This window comes from Photorhabdus laumondii subsp. laumondii (genome assembly GCF_003343245.1).
Taxonomy (GTDB): Bacteria; Pseudomonadota; Gammaproteobacteria; order Enterobacterales; family Enterobacteriaceae; genus Photorhabdus; species Photorhabdus laumondii.
Genome location: NZ_CP024901.1, coordinates 2963791 through 2985243 on the forward strand (window position 1 = coordinate 2963791; position 21453 = coordinate 2985243).

The following is a 21453-nucleotide window of genomic DNA, read 5'->3' on the forward strand; positions in this document are numbered from 1 at the left end:
AGACCTTTTAAATATTTTGCCAGTCAACCTGTAAAGGACGATTTAACCAAGGGAGTTTGACGATATTTAACGGCCACGGCCAGTCAGCTAATAACAGATCAAATGGCTGATGTTGTAGCGTAATTTTGATTTCCTGTTTATCTATCAGTAATTCACCCGGTCGTTGTAAAAACAGTTGGCGAACATCATTACGGCTCAGTTTTTTCCAGCCCGGAAGTTGAGCGATAATCACATCCAACCATTGTGCTATTATTAACTGTTTTTCTGGTTCAACAAGAATTGATTGCGTCTCTTCATCAATCATTAGCCCACATAAAACTTTATTTAGGGTTTTTCTCTCTACCAGACCCTCTTCATCTCCCCAAATAAGATAATCAAGGAAATCAACCGCCCTAAATTGAGCTTGCTGATGAATAAACTTCTTCTCCTCAAGTAGATCTAGTTGATTAAATAAAGCGGGTAACATCGGCCATAGAATTAATATTCCAGCATTACTTATCTGATATTGATTACAATTATTGTCTTTGACGTGAAAATTATTTGATATTGATAATATTGTCTGATCTTGAGGGATTAATGCTTGATTGGCATTATTTGACATAAAACGTTGCGACAGTTCGTTATACTCTTCAGCAGAGAGATGTTTTTTACAGAGTTGTGAAACAGAGTCTAATTGCCATAGTGGGGATAACCAAGTTGTCCCTGTTTGGTTATATAACGCTGGATGTTGCAATAACTGGATGATATTTTTTACTTTTATTTCTCCTTTTTGAATCGCTGTAGTGATCAATGAAAGAGTTATTGATGAAAGTTGATGCTGACTTAATGGTGGTAAATTTTCCCGATGTTTTGTAGATAATTTCAGTAATAGCTCAGTAATCATTGAATTAACTGGATCTGTTTGCTGTAAAGATTGTTCTCTAAAAGTCTGAGTTTCACAGCCAAAACGATTGGCTAAACTTTTATATTCCTGAACAGAGAGGTGTTTTTTACACAGTTTTGGAATCCATTCTATTTGCCAAATTGGCTTCAACCATTCATTTAATAAGGTACTTTCAGCGATTATATTTTGGCGAAATAAGGTAATAATAGGCACAATATCAAGCATACTGCTATCAAATTCAGCCATGATATATGATATCACTTTTATATCTGGTTTAGGTATTTCCTGCATATTATGCCGCTGTATATATCCCAATGCATTCAAGACCAATTGCCAAGAGGTAACTACCTTTCCTTGATGCTGAGATCTATCTATATTCTCCGATAATTTGTGATTAATTTCGCTTAATAAAGTTGGCTGGCTGATAGCTAAAAGCCGTTGTAAACCGTGCTCAGATAAGCAGCTTTTTGCTAATAATAATGTTAAATTTTTCTCTATTCTCATTAATTGATTAATTAAAGACTCAGCATTAACATTAATATTCCTATTACTCTCCATTGCTTTTTCATGATTTAATTTAATATCTTTTTGATATAAATACTGGATAAATTCCTCGATATTAGATAAATAATCACTCTGTAATAAAGAGAACTTACCGGCACTTTTGGATATTATTGAATTTTCTGTAATGGTTTTTTCCTTATTATTTTTACAATATTGATCTAATGATTTATTTAATTCAGAATTAAGACGAATAGGAAATAATGAATTAAAATCAGGTGAGTTAATTTCACCAAGATTCAGCGTTAATTTATCCAAATAGATATCCTGACTAACAACATGTTTATTAAAATATAAATTAAATAATTTACGTACACCGATTTGATTGAGCAGAGAACCATGTAATAATTTTTTAGCTCCTTGTTGATTATTAGCTTCAATAGTAATAGTAATTCGATTTAACAAATTTTTCTCCGAAATCATAAATAGTACTCTCTTTGAGATTAATTGATAATTTAAACTCTCAATTTCTTCATAGATATTAAAGTTTAATAATGAAAGCCAATATATAATACGGCACAGTAACATTATTGCTATGATTATGCCCACCGCTGGTCAGATTTATAGGGTGAGAGTGTGGATTTCCCTTACCGCTTGGAAATGTGTATGCCCTATAATTAGGTGGCTCAGGACCTCGTCTACCACCGTCAACCCAGTCACGATCAGTATTATCTTCTGTATAGCCATTATGGCACTTACCTTGCCTGTTTAGAGTTTCACCTTGCTCATGTTGGTGAGGACCATTTTCATCAGCAGTTAATCCATGTCCGTCAGTACTTCCTGATATACGAACGGTCTGGCTTTCTGATATGAACGTGAATTTTTTATTGTCTTTAGCGCCCGAAAATGAATCTGAAGACTTACCACCAATATTCTGTGTTGTACCTCCCATGATAAATCTATCAATAAGATTGGGCCTATTATCTTTACCATCACACAATGCCCATCCCTCAGGAACACTGCTACCAGAAAACATCACAATCATTCCTCTAGGAAGGACTTTGTTAGGATCAATGCTGACACCTTTATCATCGACCTTAATACCATTACCCGCTTTAACTTTTACACCATTTTTACTCAGGCTCAAACCACTTACACCACTCCAAGCATTGTTTGTATTTCCTCCCTCTAATTTCAAATAAAGACCGGTATTATCAGTTACCACAATACCGCCCCCGTCCCAACATTTAACAGCTATACCATCTGGCTCGACAGAAATACTGCCATTATTCTTGGCCTTAACTTCTACTCCATTTCCACTAACCGAAATACCATTACCCGCTTTAATTGAAACACCACTACCATCAACAGTAATACCATTAGCGGCCTTGACAGCTATATTATCTGTATTTACAACAATACCATTACCTTGACCAACAGATATTCCATTGTCTTTATTAATCAAACCACTACCAAGGTCTACAGATAAAATATCATTTTTTAACATTAATGGAGAAAAGCCTTTATCGGCAAGATCGGGGATAGTACCTATCTTTAAATTAAGCGTACCATTATCATCCAACTTCAATCCTATTCCTGGTCCATTTTGTTGCGGTGCTTTCCCTACTGCTTTACGGCCAATATCAGCCATATTAATCAAGCGTTCATAATCAGTTTGCAATGGAATACTACCTGCTTTAAAGCGTTTTTTTAAATCATCCGCCGAAGGAGATTCTGTTTTATTATTGGTATTTTCTGGATTAATCTCTGAATTAGATAGATTATTTTTCTTTTCCATTTTTATCACCTTATATATATTAGTCTATGCTATTGCTAATATCCTAAAATTACGACTGTATAATGACATAATCATTAAAGACAATGAATTTAATAGTGCAATAAGTATCTCCTATTGCAATACAATATTAATCCCCTTTATTACGATTAATATCTTCCTGAATTTTCGGTATATACAGCAACTGGTTACTCTCAATAAATCCAGAATGCCATTCTGTTTCAGATTCACCAATAACCTCAGTTCTTTGTTCTTCAGTAGCAATTCTCATATTCCCTGTTCCCGTTAATGGGGAAGGTATACGACCTAACGTTAACATTTCCAAAATATGGTATGCTTCATCCCCTAAAGCAGAACCGTTATTTTGCCAATGTTTATAGGTGCTGGCAAAATTCCTGAAATGCTCTAAGGGTAACCAATGGATAATCATGGAAACATGTGCCGGAAATTCAGTTAAAATCTCAGTTTTTACCCATGATTCCAATTTATGAGGATCAACTTTGCTATTTTCAATTAACTGACGATTAATGACTACGCTGACGACAAATGAGAAACGATCAGTATGCGCGTATTCTGCACCAGAGAAATACCAGCGATAACGCCATGCATTTTCCTTTTGTGGAAAAGCAGCCTCATTGTCTTTATCTCGTTTAATTAATATTTTACCCTCAATACGATCGAATTTCTTTACCACAGCTTTAAGCATATAGTCAGATGGAGAATTCATGCTAGCTACTATTTTTTTGGTTGGTTCATAAGGGGTAATTTTATATTTTAGCGTGATTTCATCACCTTCTTTAATCATGGCTGGAAAAGGGCTTTGGGGACTGGAAGTGATCCAGTATTCATCTTTGACATCGATTTGATCTGTCTCATCGGCATAAACCAATTGATAATCCATATCTTCCAACCACACCGGGCTATTTTGCCAGCATAGTTTTTTATCGATAAACGCTTGTTGTACTCTGTCCAAATTGTATTCCAGAGCAACACTGTTACGGGTATCAAGATAAAATGATTTTTCTGTAATTTCCGTGATCACTTGGCCCCGTAATGTGAATCCGCCCTCACCTTTAACAATTAAGTCAATTATCTGACCATGCAATAACTGCCCTGCCGTACTTTGCTGAGTAATAATTAAGTGATGGCTTTTAGAATCAGGATGATCTTTAATTTCCAGATTATCAGGTGTTTGTTCACTATTGAATACCGGATCAGGTTTCACGGGTAACAATTGACGATGCTCAATTAAATAGAAAGGCAGATCAGCCAAATCAGGCGGTTCATTAAAACATTTTCTTCCCAAGCCTAACCGGGCGGCAATTCGTTTTTGCAACGCCGATACTTTATCAATACAAATATTATTACGATGATAGGCCAGCTCTGGTTGTTGAGCCAAATAACCGCGCTGAGTGGATAAAAAATCCTGTGGATTGAGAATAAGTGGTCTGGCCGCTCGATGAGCACCAAAATAACTTAACAGATATTCAAGGATAGCTAGCTCTTTTGCATAGTTTCGCTCATGGATGCCACCATCGTTCTCAATTTGCCCATCATCATTCAGTTTCTTAATTAAGTCAGGCATTATCGCCTGATGAACGTTCTGACTAACGGAATTAACTTTAAAAGGCCATTGTGCACCGTATACCGTATTTCCCCGTTGTGTAAACGCCAATAGTTTTGGCAATAAGGCAAGTTCTGCACAGCCATTAGCTAGCAGTTGTTCAAAAGGCAACATAAATTGGTGTAACTGTAGTTGTTGTAAGCTATGTTTATTAGTCTGCAATCCATAGCAAGCGGGTAATTTATTGCTTACCGGGTAATAATCCCGCACTTTACGATGCTTACCCCAGTTCAATAATTCCGGTTGTGTATTAATCAACGGTTCTGTAATAAGCTTTTTCTTGATTTCTTCGCTAGAAACCGTAACTTTCACGCCACCTTTGGCAATAATATTCAATGGACTGTTTGGTGAGGTAATCAATTTTAAGGGATCACTGCCCCATAATCTGGGATAATATCCTTTTGCAATTTCCCAAGACCAATTATCTTGCGGTAGCAGAGAAATAATTTCCTTATTATCTTTATCTAATTCCAGCCGAGTAATACCTTGAACTCCCTTGATAGCCAATAATTGGTTAACCAAATGGCTTAAACTTAACACTATGGCACCGTTGTAATCTTTGGTCGGCGGTAATTCAGGTATCCAACCGTGATGCAAATAAGGCCCATCAAAAATTTCTTCATTACTGTAACCCATCTCTTTCATTGCTTGAGTGGTATAACGTAGCGGCTTTTCCTGCACCGTTTGTTCCGCTGTCATATAAATTTGAGCAAATACGTCAGCGATATCTTTAACATCATTATCAAGCTGAATATCAATCTTCAATGGCAAATCAACAGGTTTTAACCAGATAACCCGACTCACCCATTCCCCCAGATTACGGTTATCTTTCAGGAAAGCGTTAAGTTTCTCCTGAGCCAGCTTATTATCGGCCTGAGTTTCCCGGCTAGGCAGCAAATAAAGCCAATAATTTCCTCTTAATGTTAATTGTTTACTTTCTGAATCAGGGAGTTGCATGAAACTGTATTCACGTTTCTTTTTGCTATACCAGTATGTATAGCGCTGATCGTCAGGTTCACATATCAGTAGTACATCATTAAATAAAAAGTAACCCTCAACCGTATCGCCACTGTGTAAATCCAGCAACGCCCGACGATAATCCGCTAGTGTAATTGGACCACAGGTCAGCATCTGCTGCGGACCAAACTCTTGAGGGAAAATACCATCACCGGGTGCCTGTTCCTCTTTTCCGGGCGTAAGAAGATCCAAAAGTGGCAACGAATGACGATAAGCTAAATCAGACGCCCCATAACAACAGGCTTCCAATAAAGTGATACCGGGATCATTTTCACTCATATCACTCCAATATTGACCGGAATATTGCTCAATCACAGCCTTAGCCTGAGCAAGTAAGGTATCAAAGGCAATATCGTCTTTAACGATGGGAAACAGAGCATCCTGATTATTCATTGTTAACTCCTTGGTTTAAAGAACGCTTATCTGTCCAAACTAAAATCAACACTTCGTCATCGTTGGCTTCGATACTTGCACCCACGTCACCCGTAGTTCGGTTAGCTATGGTTATGCTTAAATCGGTGACACGTTCTACCAGAGGGGATTGTTGGATGGTGGCTAATAACTGGTAATAGTCAATGCAGTTACCGGTCGTCACGCCGATAGCAGGATTCTCCGCCCACGGCATATATATCCGGTTTAATTGCTGTTGTAGCTGATGGTGGCCATAGTCAGAATTAACGCCAGAGATGAAGGTCACTTGATAGTCCACATTAACATCAACATAAGTAGGATTGTTGATTTCAATGGTTGCCCAAGGGCTACTTAATTGACTTAACCATTCGACCATCTCAGCCAATCGTGCCGGGTTCAATTTTGGGCGTAACGCATCATCATTATCCTTGTAACGGCTGTCCGGGATAACTATCAGTTGTTGCTCTTCCGGTGCCGGAATGGTAGTCAATTTACTGCCTGAATGGTGTCTGACATCAAGTAGGCTGACAAAATGATCCTTTAGTAAGGTGACCATATTTCCCCAACTCAACACTCGGTTACGATGGGACAACCGGACAGGGATTCGTGTTAAGAAGGCTTGCTCACTCTCTTGCGGGCGACCATTCCAAGAAGCCCAAGGTTGCGTAACACTGCTGATTGCCGGAATAGTGGTTACCGGCTGTTTTATGCTGTCGGCGGTCAATCCATTAATAAAATGCTCTTGCTCAACAGTTTCTGCGTTAGCTAAGGTGGCGGTGGTGGCGTTATATAGCAGACCTTTAACAAGTGGGTAATCTTGGGGATCTGTTTTTCCAACTATCTCAGCTTTCAACCAGTACCGCCCCGTCGGCATCAAAGCGGCTTTATTTGAAGCCTCCTTTGGCAATAAGGTGCGCCAGATACCTCGCTCAAACAGGTTACCGGTTTGATCATCAACTAATTTATCCAATTTACGCCAGGTATTGTGCTTGTTGAGATAAAACCAAGATAAAGTGAGCTTCTTAATACCTTCTAATTGCCAATAAAGAGATAAAGTTTGCCCCGGCTGTACACCCGTGAAGCCTAAATAGAATGCTTCATGAGTTAATGCAGGCATTTCTGCTGTTGCCTCGCCCCAGCCAAAAGGCGTCAGAGGGTAAACAGCAAATTGCTCAGGTTTAGCTTTAGCGCTGAATTGAATCTGCAATGCACTGATTTGTGGGGTATAAGGTAAATTCTTACCGGTAGGATCTTGCCAATATTGGGTATGCATAAAATCCTGTCCGGCCAGTTCTATACGCACAGACGCAGGCCATTCATTGGGCGATGAGCTATCTGCAACAAGGTGATTCATTGCCGGTAAGGTGAATTTTAAGCTTTGGACCTGTGGTTCCTTATCTCCACCAAATAACGATTGGGTAGCACTGAGTGTCTTTCTTTCTTGAGGAGTGATTAAATAGCCCTGTACTTTGAATGCGTCATTTGCAGTAATCCTATAAACAGGGTTAAGTTCTTTACCCTTCTTAACCTCCTTATACCACTCTTTAAAACCTTCTTTGGGCAAGCCAACCCATTGGGGAGTAATCGTGAGCGTTGCGTTTTCAGTGCCATACCATTCAGGGGCAATCAGATTAAAACCGGAGCCTAGCAACGGTGATTGACCAAAGGGAAAACTGGATGCATCCGTTCGTTCAATACCACTATCAGAGGCATAGTACACACTTTGGTTACCATTAATGCTGACTTCTATGTCTATAATTTTGGGCAAAATCGGTCCCTGTTTGGTACCCAGTTTTAATACCGGTACATCAAACGTCATATTATCCAAGGCATCAGGAGGAGTTATCGACGCATCACTGGCAGACAATCCAAGTTCAAGCGTTGTTTTGTTGACAAGTTTTACCGCCAAGGAAAGCCAGCGATTTTCTGTGCTGATATTAGCCGTGATATGCTCAGATTCACCATCCCACTTGCTGGCTAATGTGACTTTAATCGTGCGCTCTCCTGCTAACATCGCAAATAAAGGCGAAGTAATTAAGTAACCGGACAGAACTGAAACATCATTAGGTGTTGGGCTAAAAAGCCGAATACCGTTCTCAGGTAATTTAATGCTATCTGCAAGATTCAGTGACATTGCCGATTTCCAACCATCGCCCTCTTTTCGATACCAATATAGGTCAGTCAATTCTCCTTGATTCACCAATACATTCGACTCGGACACATACTGTAATGGATTGCCAGCGCTATCATGTCCGGCATCAAAGTAAGTTCCTTGAGGGACAAGATATTCTGCGTTACCTCCATTCAAGGTAATACCTATCGCCACCCGATCCGCTCGGGCACTTCTCGGCGTTAAACCCAATAATTCCCGATAATAAAGATCGCGATGACGCGCCGGAAAGGTATTGAATAATATTTTTGTCGTTTCTAAAAGTTTTAAAAAAGCCAATAAAAAAGCTTGATGAGCGGGTAAAAGACCATTGGCTTTATTCACATTTTGGTAAATATCCGCTAATTGCTGAGGATGATTTTCCTGAATAAAGTAGAAGCTATGCCAGAATTTTTCTTTCCCCTGTTCAAAAGGGATTTTTTCCGTATATTCCTGAATCCAGTTTAATATATCCCGCGTACTTCTTTCATCAAGTTTAAAAGTCGTATCCGATACCATAGCGGTAAGTTTATTTTCTAATTCGGTCTGTTCCATATTTATACCACCTGTTATTTGAATATAACTTTAATATTTTTTCAGGAGATCATTACTATTTAAAAATAAATTAAAACATTATTTATCCAGCACTGACAGCATATTGACTGGCAATAAATCGGCCTTTTCCCATACTGGGTGCGGTTATATCGGGGCCACTCGATGGATTATTTGCCGGCTGTGATGGGGTAAAACGGGCAATGAATTGCTGTCCAACCACAATCACCGTGGCAGGGCTACGACAAAAATTTACCTGCTGACCGACATCCAATTGAGCAATGGTGACCATACCCATGCCGGGTATTGGATGGCTAGGAGTAATATATTGTGCTTGAAGCTGTATCTTTTTTTCATCCCCCACCATTACGATTTTTTTGCCTTGGATCTTAACGTGACCACTGCCCCGGACGATTGCCGGCCCCAGAATAGTGACCTGCCGGTTACCGAACAAGGGTTCGAATAGCAAAGTGTCGCCATCAACCACCAGTTGTTTACTCATAAGATCACTTCTCCTTCACCAAGCTTAATAATACCTTCAACTTGCTGGCTAATTTCGCTACCTCTCAGGGCATAGCTCACCTGAATATGCAGGCTATTAGGCAAATTTATTTTTTGATTCACCTGAATTTCAGTCATTTCCACTCGGGGTTCATAACGTAATATTCGCTCTTCAATACGCGTTTGAATACGCGCCATTAATTCATCAGTGATATTTTCAAACAGATAATCATGCAAACCACAGCCATAATCTTCACGCATAATCCGCTCACCGGGTTCGGTGAGAAAAAGTACTTTCATACTCTGGCGGACATGTTCTGCCCCTTCTGCCATGATGACTCCCGTCTGAGAAGAAAATTGTGGCGGAAATGCCCAGCCCCGACCATAAATATCGGCTAATATTTTGTCTGCCATCTTATTTAACCTATTATTGTGTTAAATTAATTTTCGCCCCTTTAATATCAACCCCAGATTTTCCAGCGGCTGATAGGGATTTTTCGGCTTGAATATTAATTTCCTGCGCCTGAGTGATGAGATTTTTAGCGGAATTAATAGTGATATCTTTATCCTGTTGCAAAGATAAGGTATTTTTTCCACTATTAAATGCGAGCGTATTGTCTTTATTATCGAAGATTAATGCCTGCTGATTCTCTCCCTGTTTAATCACTAACGTTTTCATTTGATTCTTTTCACTGGGTTCTAACGGTGATCTATTTTTAGGATTATGCATGGCACCTAATATCACCGGAAAACGAGGATCACATTCAAAGAAACCGATTATTACTTCATCCCCCGGCTCTGGATAGAAGCAGAATCCACTCTCATGACTAGCATAAGGTTTGCCTAAACGGGCAAAAAGGGTGCCGTTGGTTAAGTTTAAGGCCGGTATGTTGACCGGAATACGGCCTAGCGATTGGCCATCCTGTTGGTATTTTTCTACGATCCCGATATGCAACTCTTTAACCTGAGGTATAACCTGTTCTATATCTGATTGCATGCCTAACGTTAACCGGGTACGCCAACCTTGCCGCGGGTTAATGATCTGGCTGACACCAGTGATAATCGCCTGACCATCCATTCCCGCCCCAAAGCCAGTTAACGCCAAAACATCACCCGGCTGATAGCAATCATGGCCTGCAACCTCAAAGCTGCCGGATATATTATGGTTTCGCCGGTTGCCCATGATGCCCTGAGTAAACTGTTTGGTTTGTTCATTATCCAATGGGGAGCTGAAAATCCATTGCCACTCTTGATCGGTCAGCGGTTTCAGCGTGTCGGTAGCAAGTTGACCATGCCCAAACCCACTATTTTTTACCTGAATCGCCTGAGACAACTTTTGTTGGTTAATGTCCCAAGACTGTACACTCACCGTTTTGGGGCTGCGCTGATTATCCCATTGCAAATTCGCTTCAAACAGCACAATGTCCCGGAGGTCGCCGCGCTGACGAATGGTGTGGACAGTTGACCGATTAAGTGATTCCGGCGTGACCAACGTAACAACATCATGGCTGGGGATCAGCCAGGTATTGGTAGCACTCAATCGGCTCTTTAAGAATGTCCAATCATTGCAACGAAACTGCACCATTTGCTCATGTACCGTTTTAAGTTGAGGTGCCTGTTTTATCGTGACAGGTACCCCAGCCTGACTGCATAGCTTCTTGATAATCGCCTCATCACTCTGCTTACTGAACAGTTGTGAGTGAAAATTATGGGTTAATTTTTGCAGTGGATGTTTTGCCGTCAGAATCATTAAACTGTCCTGACCTTTAAGCCCCAGTGTCTGCCGAACGATGACTCCCTTAAACAACACGGTTTCTTGCATTTGCACGATAAGTTCATGGTTCGGGCGGCAATTTGCTAACTCAGCCTGCACCTTGGCATCAAAAATATGGCTGGAATCACCAATAATACCCAAAGTGACGTTAGCCGAAGGAATGCCATTGATAGGGTAATTGGCTGACAGGCTGATAACTGTAAACTGATTGAGCGTTTTGCCGCCTATCTTAATCGCGATCGGAGGTATCTTCATGCCTTTCTCCGTGCTTGTAGCGTTTGTCCCGGCGTGAAATCATCAAGATTATCCAGATCGTTTTGCCAAGCCAGCGAAAGATAATCGATACCGCCCGCCAGAGCCGCGCCAGCGCCCAATGCAATCAATGGCAGAGAGAGCATATCGGTTACGCTAACCGCAGTAGCCGGTGGTGATTTTAACTGCTGCTCAGTGGCCTGAATAATAAAGCTCTCATCCGCCACCAGCGATAAGGTGGCAATTGCCCGTAACGGCATGGCATCCCGATCAAACAAGGTGTAATGAATGTTGAGACCGCTGGCCCGGCAAGCAAAATAACCTTTGTTTTCCCAACGCATTTTGCCCCACTTGATTTTAAGAAAATGAGGGACGTTGGTACCGGCATCAACGGCACAGAGGGTTTTCAGTGTCGCCAGTTGGGTTTCTATCGGCGTATTGTTGCCGGGCATAGAGGCATCAAACAGTAGATCTAATGACAAGCCCGCGGGCTGAGACGACACATAATGGTTGCCTTGGTGGGCATGGGTAATGCTTTCATCGTTTCTATAATTGGCTTGATAGTTGAACTGGATCGCATCGGGGTTATACATCACCGGTAAACTGCCCACCAAGATTTTACCTTCCCGATCTTTAAAAGCCGTCAGCGTCAATTTGGACAGACTACGTTCAATTAAGCTCATAATCGCCCCCGGTTTCACGTAATGCCTCTAACACCTCCCGTTTCACCCTCTCAATCAGGCGAGCGTCATCCAGTGCTTCTTGAGCTAAGGTTCGCAGGGAAGATAAATCACTCGCAGAATCGGTAACTTTGGCCTGAATAATCAGTTCTTTAATTTCTACAGTCATGCTTTCACTCCTAACCAGCGCATATCCTGATAACGTAACTCCAGGGAATTGACCAAAACGGCATTACTATTGGCATCAAAGTCACCGGTAGACCAACGAACCGGTAACGCGTTACTCACGGTCCAGCTTGCCACCGGTAAAAAATTTTCATTCAGCAACATGATGACCACATCAGCATAAACCGCTTTTTCCCCACGCAAGACACGATCAAATATCAGAGTCAGCGGTGTAATCGTCATCACACCACGCTCCAATACCAAACTACCGTGCTGGATCTTCTCGGCCAGCCAAACATTTCTGGCGTTTTCCCCGCCTTGACTGTGTTGAGTAGTTTGCAGTTCACGACTGAGCCCCGATATGCGCTGAAAGGCAATATCAAGTGGACTGGGAATATTGTTAAACAGAAAACTGGCGATAAAACGGTGTGACACTGACGGGGTGTATAGATTGTGCATATTTTGCCCCTGTTTAATTTAATCCCATGGTCCCGGTGCGCGTATCAAACGTCAGACTCAGCTCAATAAATTCCGCCGGAATGAGCAGAGCCAGTTTGATTTTCATAATCATTTTCCCAGCCCGCAGATCCGCTTCATTCATTGATTCGTTAACACCGAGTAATATGTCAAATGCTTGGTCCTCTTGGGTCCCTAACAGTCCACCTTTCAACCATAATTGATGCAGCCAGTTGTAAGTTTGGCCTTTAAGTTTCATCCAAGTGATAGCGTTGTTAGGTTCGAAAACAAAAGCCCGGCCTAATCGGGTGAGATGAGCTTCGATATAGGAGACCAATCGGCGAGTTTGGATATAACGCCAGGGAGAACCGGGGATGTTATCCAGCGTTCGGCATCCCCAGACTTTAATCCCTTTGCCGGGGAAGCTGCGAATCAGATTCAACGAAGTGCCATTCTGATTAAAGAGCGCATCAGCTTCAATAAAGGATCGTACTGGGCTGACAACCTTAGCTAAAGCTACGTTGGCCGGTGCGGTCCAGATACCTTGTTGATGATCATTACGCTGGATAACCGCCGCCACCGCCGCAGTAGGCGAAAGGATGATATGTTGACCATTTTCTTGATATGTGGTTTTCAGCCCCGGCCAATATACCGCGCCCCATTGCCGATCACTTGAGGAAAACTGCGCCAAACATGTCGCGGCCAGTACCGGATCATCCGGGGCATCCAGCAATCCCATGATGCCACGTCGGCTCTTGCACAGTTCGAGTATCGACTGCCAAAACTGCAACCAAAGATCTATCTCGGCACCGGACTCTCCCGTCTGATTAAAACGGACAATATCAGGGACGACAACCAGTGTAATAGCACTCTCCGCGGCAATAGCCTGCTTAAGCCAATCCTGTTGCAGTGCGATGATCAATGATTGAAAATCGCTCAGTGGTTCATCAAGGGTCAGCGGCAGCACATAGGCTTGTTGACCGCCATTTTCAAAAAAGTGGCGCACGGAGGTGTACATTAATGAGTCGTACATTAATCCTGACTCACAAAATTTTAGGGTAAAATCGGTCAGGCTGTTTAATTTGACTATGGTTTTACTGCCCGAACTTTTTGGAATATCACCAATAAAAACCGGTACACCAATAAATGCATCCCCCGGCTTCTGGGATATCAGGTTTTCCGCGCTTGTCACACCCGGCTGTGTTATTTCCATTATCATTTCCTCAACAGGACAGGCGCGGCAAACCGCGCCCCAGTACAGTTACTGTGCGACTTTTTGCGAAAATTGCAGGATAATAAATTCAGCCGGGCGAACCGCCGCCATACCAACCTTGACGATCATTCTTCCTTGCTTAATATCCACCTCGGACATGGTGACACCTTGACCAATCTGGACAAAATAGGCTTCTTGGGGATGACTGCCAACCAGCGCCCCTTGTTGCCAGAGTTGATGGAGATAGTTGTCAATGGCTGACCTTACTCGTTCCCAAGTCGGTTGACTATTGGGTTCAAAGACGGCAAATCGCATTGCCTGTTTGATATCCCGTTCCGCCGCATTAAATAAACGCCGTACCGGAATATAGCGCCAGTTGTCATCATCTTTCAGAGTACGTGTACCCCACACGACAAACCCTCGATTATTGAAATAGCGGATAACATTGATACCTTTTTGATTCATGGTACCTTGCTCATCTTCGGTGAGCCGTTCTTCTACATCACTAATGCCACTCAGAACAATATTAGCCGGTGCTTTCCAGACACCACGGCTGGCATCAGTAGCACAATAGACGCCGGCCATGATTGCACTGGCGGGAATAGTTTTGTTTACATTCTTTATTGCAGTAATAGCCTCCTTATAGACATTCGGGTTTTTCTCTTTGAGTTCCGTCAAATTGGTAATATTGTTTGCTTTTGCATCCTTATAACCTAAAACATCTATAAGACTCTCTTCCGTTTGCATAAGTTGTGAGACTTTCACCGCGGGATAATACGTTGCGGTTTGTGAGGATACGTTAGTGCTGATAGCGAATGCTTTATCCTGATTATCAGCGATAAGGAAATAGCCCTCATTCAATAATGAAGATGTCAGGTTGTTATATATCTTGCTTTGGTAATCAGAATCTTGTTCAGGGCAGACGATCAAGGTAATTTCTAAAGCCTGCTTAATTAACTCAGGGATTAAAGCCAGAGTTTTAGTATCTTCCGAATCAGCAATCGGTAGGATATAACAAGGCCCACCGCCATTTTGGAAATAAAGTTTTAAGGCATCGCTGCTTGTTGTATAGGTACCGACAGTCACCTCATAAGTGTAATCAGCTTTTTTTTCTTCTTCTGTTTCTGTATTGCTATTAACCTCTTCATTTTCTTTGGTGGCTTTGTTTTCGGTTGATATATCACCTTCAATTTTTTCAACTTTCTTAGGTTTTTTAGCGGCAGATGGAGGTGTTGATTTAATCGCTATTGACGTAACACAACCCACATGAAACAGGTTAGTGAAATCCAACCAGCTACTAACACGTGTCACTTGTGGTGTCGTAGTCGTACTAGGTTTTTTCAGTGAAAAACGTCCAATAAAAACAGGGATTGCCGTATTCCCTTGGCTGACAGAAAGCGCCGGTGGGGCATCTTCTTCAATATAGACGCCAGGATAAGTTGGTACTGTTGGCATACTGCCTCCAATTATTGTCCGATGTTCTGCGTAAACTGCAAGATAATAAATTCGGCCGGACGAACTGCCGCCAAACCTATTTTGACAATCATTCTGCCCTGTTTAATATCGTCATCAGTCATGGTGATACCTTTACCAATTTGAACAAAATAAGCTTGTTCAGCTTTATTGCCCATCAATCCGCCTTGTTGCCAGAGAGAATAGAGATAATTATCAATCGCTCGACGTACAATTTCCCAAGTTGGTTGGCTATTAGGTTCAAAGACCGCAAAGCTCATGGCATTTTTAATATCTCGTTCTGCGCTGTTAAACAGACGGCGAACAGGGATATAACGCCAATTATCACTGTCCTCAAGTGTTCTGGCTCCCCAAACCAATGGGCTACTTTTAGGAAAAGTACGGATCATATTCAACGCTTTATCTTTGTTATATTGTCCTTGCAGATCATCAGTCACCGGATATTTAGGTTGTAATCCTCCTTGAATAGCAACGTTAGCTGGCGCTTGCCAGACACCTCGATTGTTATCGACACTGGCATAAATACCGGCCATCACTGCACTGGGTGGAATATCAACGCTAGCTCTTTTCCCTTCTTCATTTTTTTCTCCCCACTCAGCGGTCAGCCAAGGATAATAAACTGCGCCATAGGCGGTAGCGGTATAAATCTTAAGTACTTCATCGGGTTTTTGGTTCAAATCTATTTGAGTGACTGGGCCATCAAAAATGGCAAATAAGCCTTTGCCCGGTTGGCAAAGTGTACCTACAGCAGTAGTAATATCCTCTCCGGCAGCAACCAGCAATGTGACATCATCCAACTTTGGAACTTGGTTTACTAAATCTTTAGTTTTAACGAGATAACAATATCCACCGCCGTTAATAAAATAGGCACGTAGTGAAATATCAAGCTTATCACTAGGATTAAATTGTCTACCTCTTAGAGCCAGATATTCTAGCCAACTATTAACACGATGATAGTCATCTCCTGACCTAAAAAGATTTTCATCTCCGACAGCAAAAACAGGGACCGCCGTTGCACTGGTACGGACAGAGAGTGCCAATGAAGCATCTTCTTCAATATAGACACCCGGATAATGATAAGTTGTCATAATATTCGCCTTTAAAAAGCACTGCATTGACGTGCCAGACTATTCCTGACAACAAACAGTCCTGACACCAAACAGTGTATTAATGGAACTCAACAGTCACTCGATCGGCTTTTAAACTTATTTCCTGTACCGCAACTTCATTACTGGTCGCATCAAAACTGGGGGCTGTGAGTTTTTCCGGGAAAGCATTAGCAATATTCCAGGTAATCAGCAAATTTGAGCCTGTTTCATCGGTGAGACTAATAGAAATATCTTTCTTTTCTATCTGATTAAGCGAAATAGAATTAATCCAATCGTACAATTTAGATTGCCCTTTAAAAATACCGCGCTTCAAGGTAATGCTTGGTCTCTGACGCTGACCGGGCATTTGTAACCAATTACCAATTCCATCACGATATTCAATCGTGTCATAGCTAATATCTAATCCCGATACACTTTGAAAAGACATTTGCTCATCACCAACGGTCACGACAAAACGGTAAGTTGGAATAGGGTATTGAACAGCAATTTGATCGACAGTTGTAGACATTGTTATTTCCTTAAGAGTTAAATTCATAACCGGGTTAGAACACATATCATTTTAGGTACGCTACCGCCCTTAGGTATCATGCCTAATGCCTTACTTGTATACCCGTCATCTTTCAAGTTGCCTCTTTGTTGGCTGCACTCACTCACCCCGGTCACATAGTTCTCTATGCTCCCGGGGATTCGTTCCCTTGCCGTCGCAATGCATCTTGAAATCCATAGGGTATATATTCACTGTGCTTTAATATCCAAACCCTCATTCAAGGTTCAAGGAATGAGGCGACCTGACTACTGACTAACTACTGATTAACGTAAGTTAATACGTGATAAACATCACACTGTTGGAGCTTTAAACTATTCATCGAACAGTAATCACTCAAATACCGCCAAATAAAAGTTAAAAATAAAAAATAATGATTTTTATCTATTTTTTACCTTTTAATTCAATTACATAAATAAATCACGTTCAATTCACAGCATTATTGCTCGTGGATATCTATTCATTAATTTTTACAAAAGGAATTTATAAACAATAAATAACACCTAAAAATATTTTATCTATATTTCTAAATCTTACATCACTTCATGGGTAATCATCACAATATAAATAAAACTAATAATTAATTATCATTAGTTTTACTTCTTAATAAAAAACAGAAAAATAACCCATATGACAAAATAAAATAAAAAATTTTAAATAATTTATTTTCTTGCATTACTCATTCATAAAATATATAAACTCTAACAGGTATAAGTGCCTATTGAGCCCTCCTGGCTATATAAAAAATAGACAAACACTAAACAGAGGCAGAGAATGCGTTATGTTGAAAATAACTAGAGATGTTTATTTAGACTGTGACTCAAACAAAATAATTCATGGTAAAAATATATTTATCATTACAGAGAAAGAGAAACGCCTGCTACTTGCACTGTGGGAACATGCATCCCAAGGGAATACGTTAAACCGGGAGCAACTGATCCCTCTAGTTTGGCCTGAACGCAAAGATGGGGTAGCAGAAACCAATTTACTGCAATTAATCTGCAAGTTACGCCGAACATTACGTTATTGTGATCTAGGTGAAGCCATACACACGGTGTACCGACAAGGTTATCGTTTTATCCTGCCACTTCAAGATGACGAACAAGATAATCGTCAGCTCCAAAATACTCAATTACCTATTCCCATCGCTACACCGCCAAAGCCATTTTACTGGCGTTTCACCAGGATGATTGTTATGTTTATCACCGCAATCATCTGGATATCAACTATCCTATATACAGCTCCTTTTCTGGCTAAGAAATAATGGTGACTTTTATTTAAAAAATGATTAAATCCCCATCAATGGATGGTCTATTAAATTAAACAGCATGCAAGCGGGTTATCCATTTCTTTGCGGCTCATTTCAGCAAGTCATGAGCCGCTTTAATAAGAAAAGATCATGATTCATGATATTAAGTTATCTATTTTTTATCGGTGTAACTCCTTCGTCATTAATTACGACTACCGCTATCGGCAATAAATCCGTCAGGAATACATGTCCCCGCCACTGTCGGGATTTTCGTATCTCTTTGACTGATAACAGCCATAATCATAGCTACATCCAGATGTCAATCGGCTTGTCCATGAATTTCATATTTCCACCCCAACTAGAAATTAAGATCCCGTTAAACGTGTGTGAAAAAAGAAAAGGCCACGCAATGCGTAGCATGGAATGTGTATTAACCGCTTTTACGTTTACCTTATTCCTTTTACGTCACTGATAAATTTCAATATTTAACTGCTCATAGAAAGTGTTAAGTTAAATGTCACAGGTGAAATCACCTGATTATATATGCCAACAAATAACAGCAATAATAAGGAAACCAATATGATATCAACAAATTTCAAAATATTCCTAAACCCTAACCAAGCTATCGAAGCTTATAAAAATGGGAATATAGCCATTCCTATTCGATGGAGAAGTATAGCAATAAAAAACAACGGCCAAGCAGCAATGAGGGTTTTAAATTTCTGGGCATCCCCATTTGGGGAGTATGAATTCTATAATTCTATTGATGTCTGGCCTGGAGAAACTAAAATACTCAACGCGCCTCCTAACGCTGTTTATTACTATAGAATTACAGCCGTCAATTTAGACGCAACTCTAACCACAGAAGCTGAGTTTAATTGGATATAAAGATTCTTAAGAGTTAGCTATATATCTCTCGTATATAAGAAGATTTAGTTCAATATAGCTCAAACTTCACTACGCAGAAAGTAACATCTTCATTCTCTGCTAAATACTTATCAACTACCGAGGATTACTCGGTAGTTGAAATTGAATGCCACATCAGACATTATCTGAGAACGTGGAAGTGGACTTTATATATGAAAAACTCCGCAAGTAAGAGGCTTGGAATTCAACATAATATATACCCGTCATCTTTCAAGTTGCCTCTTTGTTGGCTGCACTCACTCACCCCGGTCACATAGTTTTCTATGCTCCCGGGGATTCGCTCCCTTGCCGTCGCGATGCATCTTGAAATCCATAGGGTATAAAACTAATAATTAATTATCATTAGTTTTACTTCTTAATAAAAAACAGAAAAATAACCCATATGACAAAATAAAATAAAAAATTTTAAATAATTTATTTTCTTGCATTACTCATTCATAAAATATATAAACTCTAACAGGTATAAGTGCCTATTGAGCCCTCCTGGCTATATAAAAAATAGACAAACACTAAACAGAGGCAGAGAATGCGTTATGTTGAAAATAACTAGAGATGTTTATTTAGACTGTGACTCAAACAAAATAATTCATGGTAAAAATATATTTATCATTACAGAGAAAGAGAAACGCCTGCTACTTGCACTGTGGGAACATGCATCCCAAGGGAATACGTTAAACCGGGAGCAACTGATCCCTCTAGTTTGGCCTGAACGCAAAGATGGGGTAGCAGAAACCAATTTACTGCAATTAATCTGCAAGTTACGCCGAACATTACGTTATTGTGATCTAGGTGAAGCCATACACACGGTGTACCGACAAGGTTATCGTTTTATCCTGCCACTTCAAGATGACGAACAAGATAATCGTCAGCTCCAAAATACTCAATTACCTATTCCCATCGCTACACCGCCAAAGCCATTTTACTGGCGTTTCACCAGGATGATTGTTATGTTTATCACCGCAATCATTTGGATATCAACTATCCTATATACAGCTCCTTTTCTGGCTAAGAGATAATGATGATTTTTATTTAAAAAATGATTAAATCCCCATCAATGGATGGTCCATTAAATTAAACAGCATACAAGCGGGTTTCATCCACTTCTTTACGGCTCATTTCAGCAAGTTATGGGCCGCTTTAATAAGAAAAGATCATGATTCATGACATTCTTTTTTATCGGTGTAACCCAGTTTTTCACCCGGTTCTAATTTTTGTACGTCTGATGTGATATTCATGCTGAAATGCCTGCTCAAATGTTGCATTAATTGTCAAAGCGGTAGGTATTCTGTATCTGAGTTCTCCATTTAAATTCTTCTGCCCTATTTCCCCCATAAAAAACCTCGCTGAAACGAGGCTGAGGAATTCCTATGCGCTCTATTTACATAGATAACGCCTTTAAAACATGAACCGGATCTTTCTCTATTGCCTTCAACAGGGCTTTTGCTGGTCCGGTTGGCTCACGCCTTCCCTGTTCCCAGTTGCGCAGAGTTCCAACATTAACGGAAATCAACTTAGCAAAACCGGTCTGAGTTAAACCGGTTGCCTGGCGAATATTCTTTACTTTTACTGCTTCAACGTGAGTTTCACGAGAGGCAGCACGTTCGCCATTAATAATTTCGTTCATCTGTGTCATGCTTTCAGTTAGTCTAGAAAATAATTTACTATCCATTGTTACCACCCCTCATTTAGTGCTCTCAAGACTTTCTTTTCTGATTCACTAAGGTCATCCTTGATGCCTTTTTTGTAAATCAGTAACAATCTGATGTGTGAGACATCTACTTTATAGTAATAAATAATGCGCACACCACCCCGCTTACCTTTACTCCCAGATGCCCATCTGACTTTACGTAAGCCACCAGTGTGTTGGATAACATCACCAGCAATAGGATTGTCTGCGAGATATTGCTGAAATTCACGATATTCATCGTCACTTAACAACTCTTTACAATCTTCAGTGAAGATATGGGTCTCAATAAATATCATGTCTTAGTGCGTCACTGGTGTACATTTAGGTGATAGTATACGCTTTGGCGGGATAAGTCAATGGCGCACATACAGCATTATATATCATGTGGGTCTATTTTAAATTTGCCATCCTTGACCTGGAGTTAGTACTTCCAGCTATTTTCCATGCTCAAAAAGTTTTCTCTGTGAATGATGAGATAGCCAGCCTTTTGA

The 21453-nt window shown here is 40.6% G+C and carries 19 protein-coding genes; 3 read left to right on the forward strand and 16 right to left on the reverse strand.

Going from position 1 to position 21453, the window contains the following annotated elements:
- Positions 1–7: 7 nt before the first annotated feature.
- The 14 genes from PluTT01m_RS12985 to PluTT01m_RS13050 form a co-directional block, all read right to left on the reverse strand.
- The gene (locus tag PluTT01m_RS12985) at positions 8–1867 is read right to left on the reverse strand and encodes a contractile injection system tape measure protein (protein ID WP_011146741.1); all 1860 of its coding nucleotides are present in this window, start codon (positions 1865–1867) and stop codon (positions 8–10) included.
- 58 nt (positions 1868–1925) lie between these two features.
- The gene (locus PluTT01m_RS12990) at positions 1926–3182 is read right to left on the reverse strand and encodes a tail fiber protein (RefSeq protein ID WP_011146742.1); all 1257 of its coding nucleotides are present in this window, start codon (positions 3180–3182) and stop codon (positions 1926–1928) included.
- A gap of 127 nt (positions 3183–3309) precedes the next feature.
- Positions 3310–6213, reverse strand: a complete 2904-nt coding sequence (locus tag PluTT01m_RS12995; protein WP_011146743.1) for a baseplate wedge protein — start codon at positions 6211–6213, stop codon at positions 3310–3312.
- On the reverse strand, positions 6206–8935 hold the full coding sequence (locus PluTT01m_RS13000; protein WP_011146744.1) for a baseplate J/gp47 family protein: 2730 nt from the start codon (positions 8933–8935) through the stop codon (positions 6206–6208). The genes PluTT01m_RS12995 and PluTT01m_RS13000 overlap by 8 nt, the downstream gene beginning before the upstream one ends.
- Before the next feature lie 82 nt (positions 8936–9017).
- The gene (locus PluTT01m_RS13005; RefSeq protein ID WP_011146745.1) at positions 9018–9434 is read right to left on the reverse strand and encodes a hypothetical protein; all 417 of its coding nucleotides are present in this window, start codon (positions 9432–9434) and stop codon (positions 9018–9020) included.
- Positions 9431–9847 (reverse strand): GPW/gp25 family protein, encoded by a 417-nt coding sequence (locus PluTT01m_RS13010; protein WP_011146746.1) that lies wholly within the window; start codon positions 9845–9847, stop codon positions 9431–9433. The genes PluTT01m_RS13005 and PluTT01m_RS13010 overlap by 4 nt, the downstream gene beginning before the upstream one ends.
- A 13-nt stretch (positions 9848–9860) precedes the next feature.
- The gene (locus tag PluTT01m_RS13015; protein WP_011146747.1) at positions 9861–11462 is read right to left on the reverse strand and encodes a phage baseplate assembly protein V; all 1602 of its coding nucleotides are present in this window, start codon (positions 11460–11462) and stop codon (positions 9861–9863) included.
- Positions 11459–12142: a CIS tube protein gene (locus PluTT01m_RS13020; protein WP_011146748.1), complete on the reverse strand. Its 684-nt coding sequence runs from the start codon at positions 12140–12142 to the stop codon at positions 11459–11461. Before PluTT01m_RS13020 ends, PluTT01m_RS13015 begins: the two co-directional genes overlap by 4 nt.
- Positions 12129–12308: a DUF5908 family protein gene (locus PluTT01m_RS13025; RefSeq protein ID WP_011146749.1), complete on the reverse strand. Its 180-nt coding sequence runs from the start codon at positions 12306–12308 to the stop codon at positions 12129–12131. The genes PluTT01m_RS13020 and PluTT01m_RS13025 overlap by 14 nt, the downstream gene beginning before the upstream one ends.
- The gene (locus PluTT01m_RS13030; RefSeq protein ID WP_011146750.1) at positions 12305–12763 is read right to left on the reverse strand and encodes a phage tail protein; all 459 of its coding nucleotides are present in this window, start codon (positions 12761–12763) and stop codon (positions 12305–12307) included. The genes PluTT01m_RS13025 and PluTT01m_RS13030 overlap by 4 nt, the downstream gene beginning before the upstream one ends.
- Positions 12764–12776: 13 nt before the next feature.
- Positions 12777–13973: a phage tail sheath family protein gene (locus PluTT01m_RS13035; protein WP_011146751.1), complete on the reverse strand. Its 1197-nt coding sequence runs from the start codon at positions 13971–13973 to the stop codon at positions 12777–12779.
- A 48-nt stretch (positions 13974–14021) separates the two neighbouring features.
- Positions 14022–15428, reverse strand: coding sequence for a phage tail sheath family protein (locus tag PluTT01m_RS13040; RefSeq protein WP_011146752.1), 1407 nt, complete (start codon positions 15426–15428; stop codon positions 14022–14024).
- A gap of 11 nt (positions 15429–15439) precedes the next feature.
- The gene (locus PluTT01m_RS13045) at positions 15440–16534 is read right to left on the reverse strand and encodes a phage tail sheath family protein (RefSeq protein WP_041380096.1); all 1095 of its coding nucleotides are present in this window, start codon (positions 16532–16534) and stop codon (positions 15440–15442) included.
- Positions 16535–16613: 79 nt separating this feature from the next.
- Positions 16614–17063: a phage tail protein gene (locus PluTT01m_RS13050; protein ID WP_011146754.1), complete on the reverse strand. Its 450-nt coding sequence runs from the start codon at positions 17061–17063 to the stop codon at positions 16614–16616.
- 817 nt (positions 17064–17880) lie between these two features.
- Here PluTT01m_RS13050 and PluTT01m_RS13055 point away from each other — a divergent pair.
- From PluTT01m_RS13055 to PluTT01m_RS13065, 3 genes are all read left to right on the forward strand, one after another.
- Positions 17881–18363 carry a winged helix-turn-helix domain-containing protein gene (locus PluTT01m_RS13055; RefSeq protein ID WP_232507858.1) on the forward strand — a complete coding sequence of 161 codons (483 nt, stop codon included), beginning with the start codon at positions 17881–17883 and terminating at the stop codon, positions 18361–18363.
- 528 nt (positions 18364–18891) lie between these two features.
- Positions 18892–19236 (forward strand): hypothetical protein, encoded by a 345-nt coding sequence (locus PluTT01m_RS13060; protein ID WP_011146757.1) that lies wholly within the window; start codon positions 18892–18894, stop codon positions 19234–19236.
- 572 nt (positions 19237–19808) lie between these two features.
- Positions 19809–20291 carry a winged helix-turn-helix domain-containing protein gene (locus PluTT01m_RS13065; RefSeq protein WP_228902165.1) on the forward strand — a complete coding sequence of 161 codons (483 nt, stop codon included), beginning with the start codon at positions 19809–19811 and terminating at the stop codon, positions 20289–20291.
- Positions 20292–20653: 362 nt separating this feature from the next.
- On the opposite strand, the gene PluTT01m_RS13070 is transcribed toward PluTT01m_RS13065, so the two are convergent.
- Together PluTT01m_RS13070 and PluTT01m_RS13075 are read right to left on the reverse strand one after the other, a co-directional pair.
- Entirely contained in the window at positions 20654–20944 is a 291-nt protein-coding gene (locus PluTT01m_RS13070) for a helix-turn-helix domain-containing protein (RefSeq protein ID WP_011146759.1), read from the reverse strand.
- A 2-nt stretch (positions 20945–20946) separates the two neighbouring features.
- Entirely contained in the window at positions 20947–21258 is a 312-nt protein-coding gene (locus tag PluTT01m_RS13075; RefSeq protein WP_011146760.1) for a type II toxin-antitoxin system RelE/ParE family toxin, read from the reverse strand.
- Between the last annotated feature and the right edge of the window lie 195 nt (positions 21259–21453).

Bases quoted from the DNA above. Each gene is read 5' to 3' on its own strand.
- PluTT01m_RS12985 (WP_011146741.1), bottom strand. From the start codon at position 1,867: ATGATTTCGGAGAAAAATTTGTTAAATCGAATTACTATTACTATTGAA.
- PluTT01m_RS12990 (WP_011146742.1), bottom strand. From the start codon at position 3,182: ATGGAAAAGAAAAATAATCTATCTAATTCAGAGATTAATCCAGAAAAT.
- PluTT01m_RS12995 (WP_011146743.1), bottom strand. From the start codon at position 6,213: ATGAATAATCAGGATGCTCTGTTTCCCATCGTTAAAGACGATATTGCC.
- PluTT01m_RS13000 (WP_011146744.1), bottom strand. From the start codon at position 8,935: ATGGAACAGACCGAATTAGAAAATAAACTTACCGCTATGGTATCGGAT.
- PluTT01m_RS13005 (WP_011146745.1), bottom strand. From the start codon at position 9,434: ATGAGTAAACAACTGGTGGTTGATGGCGACACTTTGCTATTCGAACCC.
- PluTT01m_RS13010 (WP_011146746.1), bottom strand. From the start codon at position 9,847: ATGGCAGACAAAATATTAGCCGATATTTATGGTCGGGGCTGGGCATTT.
- PluTT01m_RS13015 (WP_011146747.1), bottom strand. From the start codon at position 11,462: ATGAAGATACCTCCGATCGCGATTAAGATAGGCGGCAAAACGCTCAAT.
- PluTT01m_RS13020 (WP_011146748.1), bottom strand. From the start codon at position 12,142: ATGAGCTTAATTGAACGTAGTCTGTCCAAATTGACGCTGACGGCTTTT.
- PluTT01m_RS13025 (WP_011146749.1), bottom strand. From the start codon at position 12,308: ATGACTGTAGAAATTAAAGAACTGATTATTCAGGCCAAAGTTACCGAT.
- PluTT01m_RS13030 (WP_011146750.1), bottom strand. From the start codon at position 12,763: ATGCACAATCTATACACCCCGTCAGTGTCACACCGTTTTATCGCCAGT.
- PluTT01m_RS13035 (WP_011146751.1), bottom strand. From the start codon at position 13,973: ATGGAAATAACACAGCCGGGTGTGACAAGCGCGGAAAACCTGATATCC.
- PluTT01m_RS13040 (WP_011146752.1), bottom strand. From the start codon at position 15,428: ATGCCAACAGTACCAACTTATCCTGGCGTCTATATTGAAGAAGATGCC.
- PluTT01m_RS13045 (WP_041380096.1), bottom strand. From the start codon at position 16,534: ATGACAACTTATCATTATCCGGGTGTCTATATTGAAGAAGATGCTTCA.
- PluTT01m_RS13050 (WP_011146754.1), bottom strand. From the start codon at position 17,063: ATGTCTACAACTGTCGATCAAATTGCTGTTCAATACCCTATTCCAACT.
- PluTT01m_RS13055 (WP_232507858.1), top strand. From the start codon at position 17,881: ATGTTGAAAATAACTAGAGATGTTTATTTAGACTGTGACTCAAACAAA.
- PluTT01m_RS13060 (WP_011146757.1), top strand. From the start codon at position 18,892: ATGCCAACAAATAACAGCAATAATAAGGAAACCAATATGATATCAACA.
- PluTT01m_RS13065 (WP_228902165.1), top strand. From the start codon at position 19,809: ATGTTGAAAATAACTAGAGATGTTTATTTAGACTGTGACTCAAACAAA.
- PluTT01m_RS13070 (WP_011146759.1), bottom strand. From the start codon at position 20,944: ATGGATAGTAAATTATTTTCTAGACTAACTGAAAGCATGACACAGATG.
- PluTT01m_RS13075 (WP_011146760.1), bottom strand. From the start codon at position 21,258: ATGATATTTATTGAGACCCATATCTTCACTGAAGATTGTAAAGAGTTG.